Below are 14,669 nucleotides of genomic sequence, written 5' to 3'. Positions count from 1 at the left end.
CAGTACCGGAGGTTCTCCAATGTGAATTACTTCGAATACAACTCGACGATCAGCGCTTCGTTGATATCCGAAGGCAGGTCAGCGCGATCCGGAACGGCCTTGAACACGCCGCTGAACTTCTTCGAATCGACTTCAACCCACGACGGCGTCATGTCGTGCTGCTCAGCCACGGTCAGGGCTTCCTGCACGCGGAGCTGCTTCTGTGCCTTTTCCGACAGCGTGATCGCATCGCCAGCCTTGATCTGGTACGAGGCCAGATTCACCGACTTGCCGTTGACCAGCACGCCACGGTGCGACACCAGCTGGCGCGCGGCCGGACGGGTGACGGCAAAGCCCATGCGGTAGCAGACGTTGTCCAGACGGGTTTCCAGCAACTGCAGCAGGTTCTCGCCGGTGTTGCCCTTCTTGGTCGAGGCCTTCTTGTAGTAGTTGCGGAACTGACGTTCCAGCAGACCGTAGATACGCTTGACCTTCTGCTTTTCGCGCAGCTGGGTGGCGTAGTCGGAGAGTTTGCCCTTGCGAGCAGCACCGTGCTGGCCGGGCTTCTGCTCAAGCTTGCACTTGGAGTCCAGCGCACGCGCCGGGCTCTTGAGGGAAAGGTCGGCGCCTTCGCGACGCGCGAGCTTACAGGTAGGACCGATATAACGAGCCATTTCTTATCGCTCCCTTTAGACGCGACGCTTCTTCGGCGGACGGCACCCGTTGTGCGGGATTGGCGTCACGTCGATGATGTTGGTGATCTTGTAGCCCACGTTGTTCAACGAACGCACGGCCGACTCACGGCCCGGACCCGGACCCTTGATACGCACTTCCAGCGACTTCACGCCGTAATCGAGCGCAGCGCGGCCAGCCTTCTCGGCGGCAACCTGGGCAGCGAACGGGGTCGACTTGCGCGAACCACGGAAACCGGCGCCGCCGGACGTAGCCCACGACAGCGCGTTGCCCTGGCGATCGGTGATGGTGACGATGGTGTTGTTGAACGAAGCGTGGACGTGAGCGACGCCGTCAGTGATGACGCGCTTGATCTTCTTCTTCGTTTTCTTTTCTGCTGGCTTGGCCATGATCTATCCCTTACTTCCTGATCGCCTTGCGCGGACCCTTACGGGTGCGGGCGTTGGTACGGGTGCGCTGACCACGCAGCGGGAGACCACGGCGATGACGCAGACCGCGATAGCAGCCCAGGTCCATCAGTCGCTTGATCGCGATACCGATTTCGCGGCGCAGGTCGCCTTCGACGACATACTTGCCGACTTCGGCGCGCAGGCGCTCGATTTCGGGTTCGGACAGATCACGAATCTTCGTGGTCGAGGTAACGCCTGCGGATTCGCAGAGCTTCTTCGAACGGGTACGGCCGATGCCGTAGATGCTTTGCAACCCGACCCAGACGTGCTTCTGGGCTGGCAGGTTGACGCCTGCAATACGCGCCATGACGCGATTCTCCAACTGAGTGATGGCCCGACAGCGCCCAGGCGCCATCCGGCAGGATGGATCAAAAGTGAACTCGGAATTATAGCAAGGCCTCGGATTGCTTTGAAGCCCGTGGAACCAGAGGTTCCATGGACCCGGCGTGGGGAGTGTGCCCTCGCTCCGGCGCCGGACGGTGTTGATCCAGAAAACTACTCCGAATCGCCTGTGCTACTCCCGCACAGGACCACCCCGTCACACCCGCGCGCGAGACGTCGCGCGAGCCGCCCTTCTGATCGGAAGATCGTGGCCCGGGAACCAGGCCGTCTTCACGCAATGAAGATCTAGTGTACCACTTAACCGCGCGCAAGACCGCCGCGCGAGCCGCCCTTGAGGTTGGCCTTCTTCAGCAAGCTCTCATACTGGTGCGACATCAGATGCGCCTGAATCTGCGCAATGAAGTCCATCACTACGACCACTGCGATCAACAGCGAGGTGCCGCCGAAGTGGAACGAGGTGCCGAGCTGCGTGCGCATGATTTCCGGCAACAGGCACACGATCACCAGGTACAGCGAACCGGCCGCGGTCAGACGCGTCAGCACGCCATCGACGTAGTCGGCGGTGGCCTTGCCAGGACGGATGCCCGGAATCAGCGCGCCCGACTTCTTGAGGTTGTCGGCGGTTTCCTGCGAGTTGAACACCAGCGCAGTGTAGAAGAACGCAAAACCGATGATCAGCGCAGCGAAGACCAGCATGTGCACCGGCTCACCGGGCCCAAGCGCGTTGGCGATCTTCTGCAGCCAAGACCCCACCCCACCCGACGCCGCCTGGCCCGACCACATCGACAGCGTCGCCGGGAAAGCGAGGATGCTGGACGCAAAGATCGGCGGAATCACGCCGGCCATGTTGAGCTTGAGCGGCAGGAACGAGGTCTGGTTCATGTACGCATTGCGACCGCCCTGGCGGCGCGCGTAGTTGACCGTGATCCGGCGCTGCCCCCGTTCGACAAATACGACGAACAGCGTGAACGCCAGGATCGTGATGACGATCAACAGCAGCGAAATGAAGCTCAGATTGCCTTCGCGGAAGGCTTCGACCGTCTGGATGGCCGCCGACGGCAGGCCAGCCACGATGCCGGCAAAGATGATCAGCGATACGCCGTTACCGATGCCGCGCTCGGTGACCTGCTCGCCTACCCACATCAGGAAGATGGTGCCAGCGGTCAATGCGATCACCGCGGTGAGCACGAAGCCCATGCCCGGCGCATACACCACCGGAGCGCCACCGGGCGCGGTCTGGTTCTGCAGTGCCAGCGCGATACTGCCGCCCTGCACCACAGCCAGCAACACCGCACCGATGCGCGAATACTGGGTGATCTTGCGTCGACCCGACTCGCCTTCCTTCTGCATCGCCTTGAGGGCGGGAAAGATATGCGTGGCCAACTGGATCACGATCGACGCCGAGATGTACGGCATCACGTTCAACGCAAAAATACTGAAACGGTGCAGGGCGCCACCCGAGAACATGTTGAACATGTCCACGATGCCGCCGCCCTGCGCCTGCATCAACGAAAGCATGGCATCGGGATTCACGCCCGGCACCGGCACATAGCAGCCGATGCGATAGACGATCAATGCCCCGAGGACGAACAGTAGCCGCTGGCGAAGTTCCGTGAACTTGCCGAGCCCGCCACCGAGGTTACCAATGCCAGCCTGCGCCATCTGCCGATTACTCCTCTACGCTGCCGCCGGCAGCTTCGATTGCCGCCTTGGCGCCTGCGGTTGCCGCAACGCCCTTCAGCACGAACTTCTTGCTCAGCTCGCCCTTCAGCACGACCTTCGCCTTCTTGGCGCGGCTCGGGACCAGATTGGCCGCACGCAGCGCTGCGAAGTCGACATCGCCGGCATCCAGCTTGTCCAGCTGGTAGGACAACACTTCTGCGGTATCGCGCGCCATCTTGGAGCGGAAACCGATCTTCGGCAGACGGCGCTGCATCGGGGTCTGGCCGCCTTCGAAGCCGGCCTTGATCTTGCCGCCGCCCTTACGAGCGAACGAACCCTTGTGACCGCGACCAGCGGTCTTGCCGAGGCCCGAACCGATACCACGACCGACGCGGGTGCGCTCGGTACGGGCGCCGTCGGCCGGCTTGAGGTCATTAAGACGCAGAGTCATGGGATTACTCCTCAACCTTGACGAGGTAATGAACCGTATTGATCAGGCCACGCACCTGCGGGCTGTCCTTCAGTTCACGCACATCGTTCAGCTTATTCAGGCCCAACGCACGCACCGACAGGCGGTGACGCGACTGGGTTCCACGCAGGCCACGCACCAGGCGCACCTTCACGGTCTTGTTGGTGTCCTTAGCCATGGTTGAGCTCCTCCACCTTCTTGCCGCGCTTGGCCGCAACGCGTGCCGGCGACTGCACTTCCGACAGACCCTTCAGGGTCGCACGGACCAGGTTGATCGGATTACGCGAACCGACAGCCTTGGCCAGCACGTTCTTGACGCCAACCGCTTCCAGCACAGCGCGCATGGCGCCGCCTGCGATGACGCCCGTACCTTCCGAAGCCGGCTGCATGTAGACGCGTGCTGCGCCATGGCCGGACTTGACGGCATGCCACAAGGTGCCGTTGTTCAGATCGACAGTGGCCAGATTCTTGCGCGCCTGTTCCATCGACTTCTGGATGGCAACCGGCACTTCGCGCGCCTTGCCGTAACCGAAACCGACCTTACCCAGACCATCGCCGACCACGGTCAGCGCGGTGAAGGTGAACTGGCGACCGCCCTTGACCGTCTTGCTGACGCGATTGACCGCGACCAGCTTTTCGATCATGCCATCGTCGACTTTCTCTTCGCGGTTACGGTCGCGATCACGACCCCGCGGTGCACGTTCTTCTGCCATCTTGATTCCTTGATTGATTGAGTATGTACGGCTCGAAGCCGCTTATGGTTGTGAAGTGAAGCGGTGTTCCCGGCACCGTTGCAAAAGAACGGGACGGTCCGGCATCTCCCTGCCGGCGGTATCGCGAAGGTGGTCGATGACCACCTCCGCAGCAGTGCTTTAGAACTGCAGGCCGCCTTCGCGCGCAGCGTCGGCAAGCGCCTTGATGCGGCCGTGGTAGCGGTAGCCCGAGCGGTCGAATGCGACCTTCTCGATGCCTGCAGCCCTGGCGCGCTCGGCGATCAGCTTGCCGACCTTGGCGGCCGCATCGCTGTTCTTGCCGTTCTTCAAGCCATCCTTGACGTCGGCCTGCAGGGTATTCGCAGCAGCGATCACCTTGGAGCCGTCGGCAGTGAAGACCTGCGCATACAGATGTTGACCGGTGCGCAGCACCGACAGACGGGCAACGCCGAGCTCACGGATGTGCGCACGGGTGGACTTGGCGCGACGCAGACGGGCGATGTTCTTGTTGATGCTCATGATATTTATCCTACGAAAGCTGAAGGAAAACAGGCTTGTACATTGAAAAGTCCGGCCATGGATGGCCAGGCTCCTCGCAGAGGGACCTGCCTTACGCCTTCTTGGCTTCCTTGCGAATGATGACTTCACCGGCGTACTTCACACCCTTGCCCTTGTAGGGCTCCGGCGGACGGAAGCCGCGAATCTTGGCGGCAACTTCGCCGACGCGCTGCTTGTCGGCGCCCTGGACCACAATTTCGGTCTGGGTAGGAGTCGACAGCGTGATGCCTTCCGGCGCCACGAACACCAGCGGGTGCGAGAAACCGAGCGCCAGGCTCAGGTCCTTGCCCTGCATGGCAGCACGGTAACCGACGCCGACCAGCTCGAGCTTGCGCTCGAAGCCTTCGGAGACGCCCTTGACCATGTTGGCCAGGATGGCGCGCACGGTGCCGGTGAGGGCGATCTGCGACGGATCGTTAGCCGACAGCGTGGCAACGTCGCCATCGATGGCGATTTCGACACCAGCCGGCTTGGGCAGGGTCAACGTGCCCTTCGGGCCCTTGACGCTGACCAGCTCAGGCTGGACCTTGAGTTCAACACCCTTCGGGAGGGAGACAGGCTTCTTGGCTACACGGGACATGTTCGATTCCTTCCCTTAGGCCACGAAGCACAGAACTTCACCACCAACGCCGGCTTCGCGAGCCTGCGCATCGGTCATGATGCCCTTCGACGTGGAGATGATGGCGATACCCAGGCCACCGAGGACCTTGGGCAGCTCGGTCTTGCCGCGGTACTGGCGCAGACCCGAGCGCGAAAAACGCTTCAGGGTCTCGATGACCGGGCGGCCTTCGAAATACTTCAGCACGATTTCCAGTTCCGCCTTGTTGTTTTCGGTCTGGGTCACGCGCAGGTCGGTGATGTAACCCTCGTCCTTCAGGACCTGGGCGATCGCAACCTTAATCTTGGACGACGGCAATTTCACCGTCTGCTTACCAACCGCGGCCGCATTCTTGATGCGAACCAGCAGGTCGGCGATGGGATCAGTCATGCTCATGTGAGTACCTTTGAGTGCACCGATATCCGCTTTCGCGAAAATCTTGTGTTTTCCTGGGGACGGGCCAGGACCCTTGACGCCATGCCAAGCCCGAACGGGCAAGACAGAAGCGGAAGTATACGACAAAAGAGCCCGACTTGCGTCGGACTCTCTTGTTGAACAGAACCATCCTGTTCAAATCCGGCCGCGAACGGCCGAAATGCTGTTACCAGCTCGCCTTACGCAGGCCCGGAACGTCGCCGTTCATCGTGGCCTTGCGCAGCATGTTGCGACCCAGACCGAACTTGCGGTAGACACCGCGCGGACGACCGGACAGCTCGCAACGGTTGCGATAGCGGCTCGGCGACGAATCGCGCGGCAGCTTCTGCAACTTGGTCGACGCTTCGATCTTCTCTTCGTAGGACGCATCCTGACTGGAGAGGATCTTCTTCAGCGCATCACGCTTGCCGGCGAATTTCTTCGCCAGCTTTGCACGCTTGATGTCGCGGTGGATCATGGAGGTCTTTGCCATTTCGGATGTCCTCGACGGTCAGTTACGGAACGGGAACTTGAACGCTGCCAGCAGCGCCTTCGCTTCCGCATCCGTCTTGGCGGTGGTGGTGATGGCGATATCCATACCGCGAATCGCGTCGACGGCGTCGAAGTCGATTTCCGGGAAGATGATCTGCTCCTTCACACCCATGTTGAAGTTGCCACGACCGTCGAAGGAGCGACCGGACACACCACGGAAGTCGCGCACGCGCGGCAACGAGATGTTGATCAGGCGATCCAGGAACTCGTACATCTTGGCGCGACGCAAGGTGGTCTTGCAGCCGATCGGCCAACCGTCACGGATCTTGAAGGATGCGACCGAAACGCGCGACTTGGTGACCACCGGCTTTTGGCCGGAAATCTTGGCCATGTCGGCGACCGCATTTTCCAGGATCTTCTTGTTGGTAGCGGCTTCGCCCACGCCCATGTTGAGCGTGACCTTGACCAGCTTCGGCACTTCCATCGGATTGGTGTAGCCGAATTCCTTCATCAGGGCCGGCACCACGTTTTCCTTGTAAAACTTTTCGAGACGAGTGTTCATGATCTCATTCCTCAGGCGTCGAGCGCCTCACCGCTGGAGCGGAACACACGCAGTTTGCGTCCATCCTCCAGCACCTTGAAGCCAACGCGCTCGCCCTTGCCCGTTGCCGGGTTGACGATATTGACGTTGGAGATATGGATCGACGCTTCACGCTCGACCACGCCGCCGGCAACGCCTGCCTGCGGGTTCGGCTTGGTGTGGCGCTTGATGACGTTGGCGTTGGAGACGATCACGCGATCGCCGTCCACACGCACCACTTCACCCTGCTTACCCTTGTCCTTGCCGGTGTTGATGACGACCTGGTCGCCCTTCTTGATACGGTTAGCCATGTGTATGTCCTCCGCTCACAGCACTTCGGGAGCGAGCGAGACGATCTTCATGAACTTCTCGGAACGCAGCTCGCGCGTCACCGGCCCGAAGATGCGGGTCCCGATCGGCTCCTGCTTATTGTTCAACAGCACAGCGGCGTTGCCATCGAAGCGGATCAGCGAACCGTCGGGACGGCGCACACCCTTGCGGGTACGCACCACGACGGCGTCGTAGACTTCGCCCTTCTTGACCTTGCCACGCGGAATGGCGTCCTTGACGGTCACCTTGATGATGTCGCCAATGTGTGCGTAACGGCGCTTGGAGCCGCCCAGCACCTTGATGCACATCACTTCCTTGGCACCCGAATTGTCGGCGACATCGAGGTAGCTCTGCATCTGGATCATGATTCAGATCTCCCTTATTCGGCCGAACGGGTGACGATTTCCACCACCCGCCAGTTCTTGGTCTTGGACATCGGAGCAATCTCGGTCACACGCACGACGTCGCCTTCGTTGCAGGCATTGTCGGCGTCGTGTGCGTGCAGCTTGGTCGAGCGCTTGATGTACTTGCCGTACAGCGCATGCTTGACCTGGCGCTCCACCAACACGGTGACCGTCTTGTCCATCTTGTTGCTGACGACACGGCCTTCGACCGTGCGCAGCGTTTGCTTTTCGTTATTGTCGCTCATCGCGGCCGTCCTTACTTGGTGCTGCCGAGCAGGTGCTTGACGCGAGCAATCTCGCGGCGCACCCGGCGGGTTTCGTGGGTCTTCGGCAGCTGGCCGGTGACCTGCTGCATACGGAGCGAGAACTGCTCCTTACGCAGATCGGTCAGGTGGGCCTTCAATTCGTCAGCCGACTTTTCGCGGAGTTGTTTGATATCCATCAGCGCACCGTCCGGGTCACGAAAGTGGTGGTCACCGAGAGCTTGGCAGCGGCAAGGCGAAACGCCTCACGTGCGGTCTCTTCGGGGATTCCCTCGATTTCATAGATCATGCGGCCCGGCTGAATCTGCGCGACCCAGTACTCCACGTTGCCCTTACCGGAGCCCATGCGGACTTCGATCGGCTTCTTGGTGATCGGCTTGTCGGGGAACACACGGATCCACATCTTGCCGCCCTTCTTGACGTGGCGGCTGATCGTGCGGCGTGCTGCTTCAATCTGGCGTGCGGTCAGCTGACCGTGCGCCGTGGCCTTGAGGCCGTACTCGCCGAAGCTGACGGCGTTTCCGCTCCATGCCAGGCCGTCGTTACGGCCCTTGTGCATCTTGCGATATTTGGTTCGCTTGGGTTGCAACATTGCCGTTACCTCGCTTCACGAGCCGGGCGCGACGGGCGGTCACCACGGTCGCCGCGATCGTTACGATCGTTGCGCGGGCTGTCGTCCTGCTTTTCCTGGCCAACCTGAGAGAAGTCGAAGACTTCGCCCTTATAGATCCAGACCTTGATGCCGATGATGCCGTACGTCGTGGACGCCTCGGCAAAACCGTAATCAATGTCGGCACGTAGCGTGTGCAGCGGCACGCGGCCTTCGCGGTACCACTCCGAACGGGCAATTTCTGCACCGTTGAGGCGGCCAGCCACATTGACCTTGATGCCCAAGGCACCCAGGCGCATCGCGTTACCGACCGAGCGCTTCATTGCACGGCGGAACATGATGCGACGCTCAAGCTGCTGCGCGATCGACTCGGCGACCAGCTGCGCATCCAGCTCCGGCTTGCGCACTTCGGTGACGTTGATGTGCGCCGGAACGCCCATCAGCTGGCTCACTTCCTTGCGCAGCTTTTCGATGTCCTCGCCACGCTTGCCGATCACCACACCCGGACGGGCGGTGTGAATGGTCACGCGGGCGGTTTTGGCAGGGCGCTCGATCAAGATCTTGCTGACACCTGCCTGCGCGAGCTTCTTGCGCAGCATTTCACGCACTTTCAGGTCGGCTGCCAGATAGGAGGCGAACTCGGCCTTGTTTGCGTACCACTTGGAATTCCAGTCCTTGGCGATGCCGAGGCGGATTCCAGTCGGATGAACTTTATGACCCATGGTCTTTTCCTTTCCGCTTACTTGGCGGCGCCCACAACCACAGTGATGTGGCTGGTGCGCTTGAGGATGCGGGTACCGCGGCCTTTCGCCCGCGCCATGAAACGCTTCAGGGAGGGACCTTCATCAACCATGATGGTCTTGACCTTCAGCTCGTCGACATCCGCGCCCTGATTGTTCTCGGCATTGGCGATCGCCGACTCCACCACCTTTTTGATCAGGTGTGCAGCCTTCTTGTCCGAGAACTTCAGCAGATTGACCGCACGTTCGGCGGACAAACCACGCACCTGGTCAGCGACCAGGCGGGCCTTCTGCGGGGAGATGCGCGCGGTGCGCAGGATTGCTTTCGCTTCCATCGTCATCTCTCCTTACCTGCCCGACTTCTTGTCGCCACCGTGACCCTTGAAGGTCCGGGTGACGGCAAATTCGCCGAGCTTGTGGCCGACCATATTCTCGTTGACGAGCACCGGAATGTGGTTCTTGCCGTTATGCACGGCGATGGTGATGCCTACCATTTCAGGCAGGATCATCGAACGGCGCGACCAGGTCTTGATCGGCTTCTTGCTACCCGCAGCGGACTCCACCTTCTTTGCAAGGTGGTGATCGACGAACGGGCCCTTCTTAAGTGAACGTGCCATGGTCGATTAGCCCCTACGATCGCGGACGATGAACTGCTGGGTGCGCTTGTTCTTGCGCGTCTTGTAACCCTTGGTCGGAACACCCCACGGGGTGACCGGATGCGGATTACCCTGACCAGCCTTCGCTTCACCACCACCGTGCGGGTGATCGACCGGGTTCATGGCCGCACCGCGAACGGTCGGACGAACACCGCGCCAACGCTTGGCGCCGGCCTTGCCCAGCTTCTCAAGGTTGTGCTCGTCGTTGCCGACTTCGCCGATGGTGGCGCGGCACTCGACCGGCACCTTGCGCATTTCGCCCGAGCGCAGACGCAGCGTGGCATAGATGCCTTCGCGAGCGACCAGCTGGACGGCTGCACCGGCGGCACGTGCGATCTGAGCGCCCTTACCCGGCTTCAGCTCGATACCGTGAACCGTCGTACCGACCGGGATGTTGCGCAGCGGCAGCGTGTTGCCGGTCTTGATCGGTGCGTTGGCACCGGCAATGACCTGGTCGCCGGCCTTCAGGCCCTTGGGGGCGATGATGTAGCGGCGCTCGCCGTCGACGTAGCACAGCAGGGCGATATGAGCGGTACGGTTCGGATCGTATTCGATCCGCTCCACACGCGCCAGAATGCCTTCCTTGTTGCGCTTGAAGTCGATGATGCGGTAGTGCTGCTTGTGGCCACCACCGACGTGACGCACGGTGATGCGGCCGTGGTGGTTACGACCACCGGACTTGCTCTGCGAGTCGAGCAGCGCCGCGTGCGGTGCGCCCTTGTGCAGATCGGGAGTAACCACGCGCACGGCGGAACGACGGCCGGGAGAGGTGGGTTTGAACTTCATCAATGGCATGGGATGGACCTCAGGCCTTGGCCGTTACGTCGATGGACTGACCATCAACCAGGCGGACGTACGCCTTGCGCCAATTGCCGCGGCTGCCAGCACGGTTACGGAAGGACTTGCTCTTGCCCTTGACGTTGACCACGTTGACTGCCTTGACCTTGACGTCGAACAGCTGCTCAACCGCGGCCTTTACATCGGCCTTGGTGGCTTCGTTCGAAACTTCGAAGACATACTGGTTGGAAATTTCCTGCAGGCGCGCGGTCTTTTCGGAGACTCGCGGAGCACGCAGCACGCTGAAGATTTTTTCGTTGCTGCTTTTTTCGTTGCTGCTCATGCCAGCCACTCCTCGACCTTCTTGACCGCGTCGGCGGTGATCACGACCGTATCGGCCCCGACCAGAGCGACCGGATCCAGACCCTGCACGTCACGCACCTGCACATACGGCAGATTGCGAGCGGACAGATACAGGTGCTCGGAAGCCTCTTCGGTAACGATCAGCGGGCGCTTGCCCACTTCCAGCCCCTTGAGCTTTTCGATCAAGCCCTTGGTCTTGGTCGCTTCGAGGTCGAACGCGTCGACGATCATCAGACGACCCTGACGGTTCAGCTCGGAGAAGATCGCGCAGATGGCCGCACGGTACATCTTGCGGTTGACCTTCTGCTCGAAGCTGCGCGGCTTGGCCGCGAAGGTCACGCCACCGCCGACGAAGATCGGAGCCGTCAGCGCGCCATGACGCGCACCGCCGCCCTTCTGCTTTTTCGACTTCTTGGTCGTGCCCGCAACTTCCGAACGCGTCTTCTGTGCCTTGGTACCGGCGCGACCGGCATTGCGATAAGCGACAACGACCTGGTGAACCAGATCTTCGCTGAATTCGCGACCGAACACGGCATCGGAGACCGAGACCTTGTTGTTGCTACCCGTGATAACGAGTTCCATCGTCATCTCTCCTTATGCCTTGCTCGCCGGACGGACGATCACATCGCCACCAGCTGCGCCAGGCACGGCGCCGCGGATAGCAATCAGACCACGCTCGACGTCGACCTTGACCACTTCCAGGTTCTGCGTGCTTTGCTGCACTGCGCCCATGTGGCCCGACATCTTCTTGCCCGGGAAAACGCGACCCGGGGTCTGGCGCTGACCCAGCGAACCCGGCGCGCGATGCGACAGCGAGTTACCGTGGGTTGCATCGCCCATACGGAAGTTGTAGCGCTTGATGGTGCCCTGGAAACCCTTACCCTTGGTGACGCCCTGGACGTCGACCTTCTGGCCGACCTCGAAGATGTCCGCCTTGATTTCGCCACCGACGGCGAAATCGCCGAGCTGGGCATCTTCAACACGGAATTCCCACAGGCCGCGACCCGCTTCCACCTTCGCCTTGGCGAAGTGGCCTGCAGCCGGCTTGTTGACCAGCGCGGCACGACGGGCGCCAACGGTGACCTGCACGGCGCTGTAGCCGTCAACTTCGACGGTCTTGATCTGCGCGATGCGGTTCGGAGTTGCTTCGATCAGCGTGACCGGTACCGAGCGGCCATCTTCAGTGAAGACGCGGCTCATACCAGCCTTGCGGCCCACGAAGCCCAACGAATATTTCTTCGTCATGGTCGTAGTCCTCAGGTCAACTTGATCTGGACGTCGACGCCAGCCGCGAGCTCGAGCTTCATCAGCGCGTCCACGGTCTTGTCGTTCGGGTCGATGATATCGAGCACACGCTTGTGCGTGCGGGTTTCGTATTGGTCACGAGCATCTTTGTCAGCATGCGGGGATACGAGGATGGTGTAACGTTCGATCTTGGTCGGCAACGGGATCGGGCCACGCACTTGCGCGCCAGTCCGCTTAGCCGTTTCGACGATCTCGCTGGCCGAACGGTCAATCAAGCGATGATCGAACGCCTTCAGCCGGATACGGATCTTCTGATCCGCCTTCTGACCGGTCTTTTGCTCCGCCATGACGGTGGGTTCCTTCGTTAAAAGAGCGACGGGCAAGGCCTCTGGGATACCTGCCCCGATATTCCTGACGTTGATGAAATCGCCGCGCATCCTGCTGGCGAGGGCATTTCCTCCGCCCAAAAACTGAGGCAGCCCGGTGACCCGGCCTGCCCAGACGGAAAAGTATAATGCGCAACAAGAGCACGGTCAACAACGTGAGAGTTGTTGAGTGCTCCATGCAACGCGACCTTCCCGGTCTGGCGAACACGAGCGGCATCCTGCCGTTCTTTTCGCTGTAACTCAGCGCCCTACCCAGGGACACCGTAGCCGCGCATTCTAGCGGCTCACCTCCGCTCCTGCAAGCGCGCTACCCTGATCCGGAGTTAGCCCGGTAGCAGCTGTGACGCATAAATCCGCCCCGGACACCACCTTTGTCGGGGCGCTAGTCCGGACTGACCAGACTCAGGGCCGGGAATCAAACACGGCGGGCATGGACAACGGCTGGAGTATAGCGACCCTGGTTCCAGGCAATATCGGACCCCAGCGGCGTTGCCGGGATACTGCAGTGATCGTTGCAGGGCTCTACTTTGCCAACGCGTTTGCATCACCGGTCTGCTGGTGCAGGCAAAGCCTGCCACGACTGCAGCAATGCGGCTTCCGAAGATGGCCCTGCAGATAACACCTAAGCAGCACGCCCCCGATCCGCCCGGTGGCAGGGTGTCGACCACCGGCAAGAATCCGCCCACTACACTGGGAACGCCATCCATATCGAACTCACCAAAGACGTCCGTATCCGCGCAAGCGGCGCGCCATTTGACGGCGCTGATGCTAGACCGTATCGCGGTGGACGCTTCCGGTCTCAGCGACATCGACGGCCCCACCGGCGCTTATCGGGTCGACCTCCGTCGCGGACCGGATTACCGACAGCTGCAAAGGCGGCATAAGGTAGACGTATCAGCCAATACAAGTAACCAACCTTTCTTTCCCACCCGGCCTCGTCCTTGCAGGATTTCCCCACCGGACACCTCCTATGCCCCGGCACCCCCTCTTGTTTTGCGGCCTGCTACTCTTCGGACTCGTCGCCCCGCCTTCCCGCGCTGCCGGCAACGATGGCAAGGCCTGCTCGCGTGCGTTGCACCAGACGTTTACTACCTCCGCCAGCGCGACCACGTTGCCGGTGGCATGCGCGCACATCGGTCCGCTCGCACTTGGAATGCGCAAGCAACAGGTACTGGCCGCGCTAGGGCAGCCTGACGTTACCCACACCGATGCGGTGGATCCGAACAGACTCAGCCTGCTGTATCTATACCCGCGCGACATCAAAGCACAGCTGGCGCAGCATCCGCGTCGAGCTGGCACCCTCGTGCAAGGCGAGCTGGCGGTGGGATTGCGCAATGACCGTGTCAGCAACCTGATCGCCTTCGCCGATCAGAGGGCGCACCTGCCCTTCCATCTACTCGGCCATCCGGTCGGCACCCAGATCAACCGCATCCTCCAAACCATCGGCGGCAGCCCGCAATGGAATGCCAGCCGCGATTACGTCCAGTTCTCCGCCATGCCACTGGGCATTGACGTGGACCCGGACACTTTGGCCATCGTCGGGCTGAATATCGCAACCACCAAACAGGAGCTGGACAATTTCGACCTGCCCGGCCTGAATCTGCTCAAGAACCCGACAAGCGGCTTGATCAACGGCATTCGCTGACTGTCACCGGCATCTGCGCGCCATGCCTCCTTACGTCATGACAGCCGGTTCACCAATCCGCAATCATGCCGCCGATGCGACTTGCGCACGCACCCACCGGATGCAGCGTTATGAGTGGGGCAGGCGCCTGTTTTCTTCATCTCTCTCTTTGCATCGGCAAGCGCATTCTCGCGCCAGGCAGGGTCCCCGCCAACACGTGTACAAAGAAAAAGGCCGGCTCTCGCCGACCTTTTCTTTTCCAGCGACACGGCAGCCGAAGCTGCCGTGCTGCAGGTGTTGCTTACTTGATGATCTTGGCAAC

27 protein-coding genes are annotated in these 14,669 nt (G+C 61.1%); 1 reads left to right on the top strand and 26 read right to left on the bottom strand.

The window, feature by feature from the left end:
* Positions 1–26 precede the first annotated feature (26 nt).
* From rpsD to rpsJ, 25 genes are all read right to left on the bottom strand, one after another.
* Positions 27–653, bottom strand: a complete 627-nt coding sequence (gene rpsD / locus J7396_RS01190) for a 30S ribosomal protein S4 (protein ID WP_002811641.1) — start codon at positions 651–653, stop codon at positions 27–29.
* A gap of 15 nt (positions 654–668) precedes the next feature.
* A complete protein-coding gene (rpsK, locus tag J7396_RS01185; protein ID WP_003486671.1) occupies positions 669–1,061 on the bottom strand; it encodes a 30S ribosomal protein S11 in 393 nt (130 codons plus the stop codon).
* Between the two features lie 10 nt (positions 1,062–1,071).
* Positions 1,072–1,428 carry a 30S ribosomal protein S13 gene (rpsM, locus tag J7396_RS01180; RefSeq protein ID WP_003486672.1) on the bottom strand — a complete coding sequence of 119 codons (357 nt, stop codon included), beginning with the start codon at positions 1,426–1,428 and terminating at the stop codon, positions 1,072–1,074.
* Positions 1,429–1,760: 332 nt separating this feature from the next.
* Entirely contained in the window at positions 1,761–3,125 is a 1,365-nt protein-coding gene (secY, locus tag J7396_RS01175; RefSeq protein ID WP_008571664.1) for a preprotein translocase subunit SecY, read from the bottom strand.
* A gap of 7 nt (positions 3,126–3,132) precedes the next feature.
* Positions 3,133–3,576: a 50S ribosomal protein L15 gene (rplO, locus tag J7396_RS01170; protein ID WP_011346542.1), complete on the bottom strand. Its 444-nt coding sequence runs from the start codon at positions 3,574–3,576 to the stop codon at positions 3,133–3,135.
* 4 nt (positions 3,577–3,580) lie between these two features.
* Positions 3,581–3,772, bottom strand: coding sequence for a 50S ribosomal protein L30 (gene rpmD / locus J7396_RS01165; protein WP_003486678.1), 192 nt, complete (start codon positions 3,770–3,772; stop codon positions 3,581–3,583).
* A complete protein-coding gene (rpsE, locus tag J7396_RS01160) occupies positions 3,765–4,307 on the bottom strand; it encodes a 30S ribosomal protein S5 (protein WP_003486682.1) in 543 nt (180 codons plus the stop codon). Before rpsE ends, rpmD begins: the two co-directional genes overlap by 8 nt.
* Positions 4,308–4,466: 159 nt before the next feature.
* Entirely contained in the window at positions 4,467–4,826 is a 360-nt protein-coding gene (gene rplR, locus J7396_RS01155; RefSeq protein ID WP_209260836.1) for a 50S ribosomal protein L18, read from the bottom strand.
* Between the two features lie 91 nt (positions 4,827–4,917).
* A complete protein-coding gene (rplF, locus tag J7396_RS01150) occupies positions 4,918–5,445 on the bottom strand; it encodes a 50S ribosomal protein L6 (protein ID WP_031421274.1) in 528 nt (175 codons plus the stop codon).
* A gap of 15 nt (positions 5,446–5,460) precedes the next feature.
* Entirely contained in the window at positions 5,461–5,859 is a 399-nt protein-coding gene (gene rpsH, locus J7396_RS01145; protein ID WP_003486688.1) for a 30S ribosomal protein S8, read from the bottom strand.
* Positions 5,860–6,064: 205 nt separating this feature from the next.
* On the bottom strand, positions 6,065–6,370 hold the full coding sequence (gene rpsN, locus J7396_RS01140) for a 30S ribosomal protein S14 (RefSeq protein WP_008571667.1): 306 nt from the start codon (positions 6,368–6,370) through the stop codon (positions 6,065–6,067).
* 18 nt (positions 6,371–6,388) lie between these two features.
* Positions 6,389–6,931, bottom strand: a complete 543-nt coding sequence (gene rplE / locus J7396_RS01135; RefSeq protein WP_008571668.1) for a 50S ribosomal protein L5 — start codon at positions 6,929–6,931, stop codon at positions 6,389–6,391.
* An 11-nt stretch (positions 6,932–6,942) separates the two neighbouring features.
* Positions 6,943–7,260: a 50S ribosomal protein L24 gene (rplX, locus tag J7396_RS01130; RefSeq protein ID WP_003486696.1), complete on the bottom strand. Its 318-nt coding sequence runs from the start codon at positions 7,258–7,260 to the stop codon at positions 6,943–6,945.
* Between the two features lie 15 nt (positions 7,261–7,275).
* Positions 7,276–7,644 (bottom strand): 50S ribosomal protein L14, encoded by a 369-nt coding sequence (rplN, locus tag J7396_RS01125; RefSeq protein ID WP_003486699.1) that lies wholly within the window; start codon positions 7,642–7,644, stop codon positions 7,276–7,278.
* Between the two features lie 14 nt (positions 7,645–7,658).
* Positions 7,659–7,928: a 30S ribosomal protein S17 gene (rpsQ, locus tag J7396_RS01120; protein ID WP_003486701.1), complete on the bottom strand. Its 270-nt coding sequence runs from the start codon at positions 7,926–7,928 to the stop codon at positions 7,659–7,661.
* Between the two features lie 11 nt (positions 7,929–7,939).
* The gene (rpmC, locus tag J7396_RS01115) at positions 7,940–8,125 is read right to left on the bottom strand and encodes a 50S ribosomal protein L29 (RefSeq protein WP_003486703.1); all 186 of its coding nucleotides are present in this window, start codon (positions 8,123–8,125) and stop codon (positions 7,940–7,942) included.
* Entirely contained in the window at positions 8,125–8,538 is a 414-nt protein-coding gene (rplP, locus tag J7396_RS01110; protein ID WP_003486706.1) for a 50S ribosomal protein L16, read from the bottom strand. The genes rpmC and rplP overlap by 1 nt, the downstream gene beginning before the upstream one ends.
* A gap of 5 nt (positions 8,539–8,543) precedes the next feature.
* Entirely contained in the window at positions 8,544–9,278 is a 735-nt protein-coding gene (rpsC, locus tag J7396_RS01105) for a 30S ribosomal protein S3 (RefSeq protein ID WP_008571670.1), read from the bottom strand.
* A gap of 17 nt (positions 9,279–9,295) precedes the next feature.
* Positions 9,296–9,631, bottom strand: coding sequence for a 50S ribosomal protein L22 (gene rplV, locus J7396_RS01100; RefSeq protein WP_003486710.1), 336 nt, complete (start codon positions 9,629–9,631; stop codon positions 9,296–9,298).
* Between the two features lie 12 nt (positions 9,632–9,643).
* A complete protein-coding gene (gene rpsS, locus J7396_RS01095; RefSeq protein WP_005917128.1) occupies positions 9,644–9,913 on the bottom strand; it encodes a 30S ribosomal protein S19 in 270 nt (89 codons plus the stop codon).
* A gap of 6 nt (positions 9,914–9,919) precedes the next feature.
* Positions 9,920–10,747 (bottom strand): 50S ribosomal protein L2, encoded by an 828-nt coding sequence (rplB, locus tag J7396_RS01090; protein ID WP_209260835.1) that lies wholly within the window; start codon positions 10,745–10,747, stop codon positions 9,920–9,922.
* A gap of 10 nt (positions 10,748–10,757) precedes the next feature.
* Positions 10,758–11,072, bottom strand: coding sequence for a 50S ribosomal protein L23 (rplW, locus tag J7396_RS01085; RefSeq protein WP_014089487.1), 315 nt, complete (start codon positions 11,070–11,072; stop codon positions 10,758–10,760).
* Positions 11,069–11,674 (bottom strand): 50S ribosomal protein L4, encoded by a 606-nt coding sequence (gene rplD / locus J7396_RS01080; protein WP_005917124.1) that lies wholly within the window; start codon positions 11,672–11,674, stop codon positions 11,069–11,071. Before rplD ends, rplW begins: the two co-directional genes overlap by 4 nt.
* A gap of 12 nt (positions 11,675–11,686) precedes the next feature.
* Positions 11,687–12,337, bottom strand: a complete 651-nt coding sequence (gene rplC, locus J7396_RS01075; protein WP_005917121.1) for a 50S ribosomal protein L3 — start codon at positions 12,335–12,337, stop codon at positions 11,687–11,689.
* Positions 12,338–12,348: 11 nt separating this feature from the next.
* Positions 12,349–12,684: a 30S ribosomal protein S10 gene (gene rpsJ, locus J7396_RS01070; RefSeq protein ID WP_008571672.1), complete on the bottom strand. Its 336-nt coding sequence runs from the start codon at positions 12,682–12,684 to the stop codon at positions 12,349–12,351.
* A 1,009-nt stretch (positions 12,685–13,693) separates the two neighbouring features.
* On the opposite strand from rpsJ, the gene J7396_RS01065 reads away from it, so the two are divergent.
* The gene (locus J7396_RS01065) at positions 13,694–14,368 is read left to right on the top strand and encodes a hypothetical protein (protein ID WP_029818767.1); all 675 of its coding nucleotides are present in this window, start codon (positions 13,694–13,696) and stop codon (positions 14,366–14,368) included.
* Positions 14,369–14,403: 35 nt separating this feature from the next.
* Here J7396_RS01065 and J7396_RS01060 read toward each other — a convergent pair.
* A partial coding sequence (locus J7396_RS01060; RefSeq protein ID WP_209260834.1) for a hypothetical protein occupies positions 14,404–14,669 on the bottom strand: 266 nt, incomplete at its 5' end.

Origin of the sequence: Xanthomonas sp. A1809 (assembly GCF_017746015.1) — a bacterium.
GTDB classification, from domain to species: Bacteria; Pseudomonadota; Gammaproteobacteria; order Xanthomonadales; family Xanthomonadaceae; genus Xanthomonas; species Xanthomonas euvesicatoria.
The sequence above is the reverse complement of the archived record's forward strand: the minus strand, read 5'-3'. Positions and strand labels throughout refer to the sequence as shown.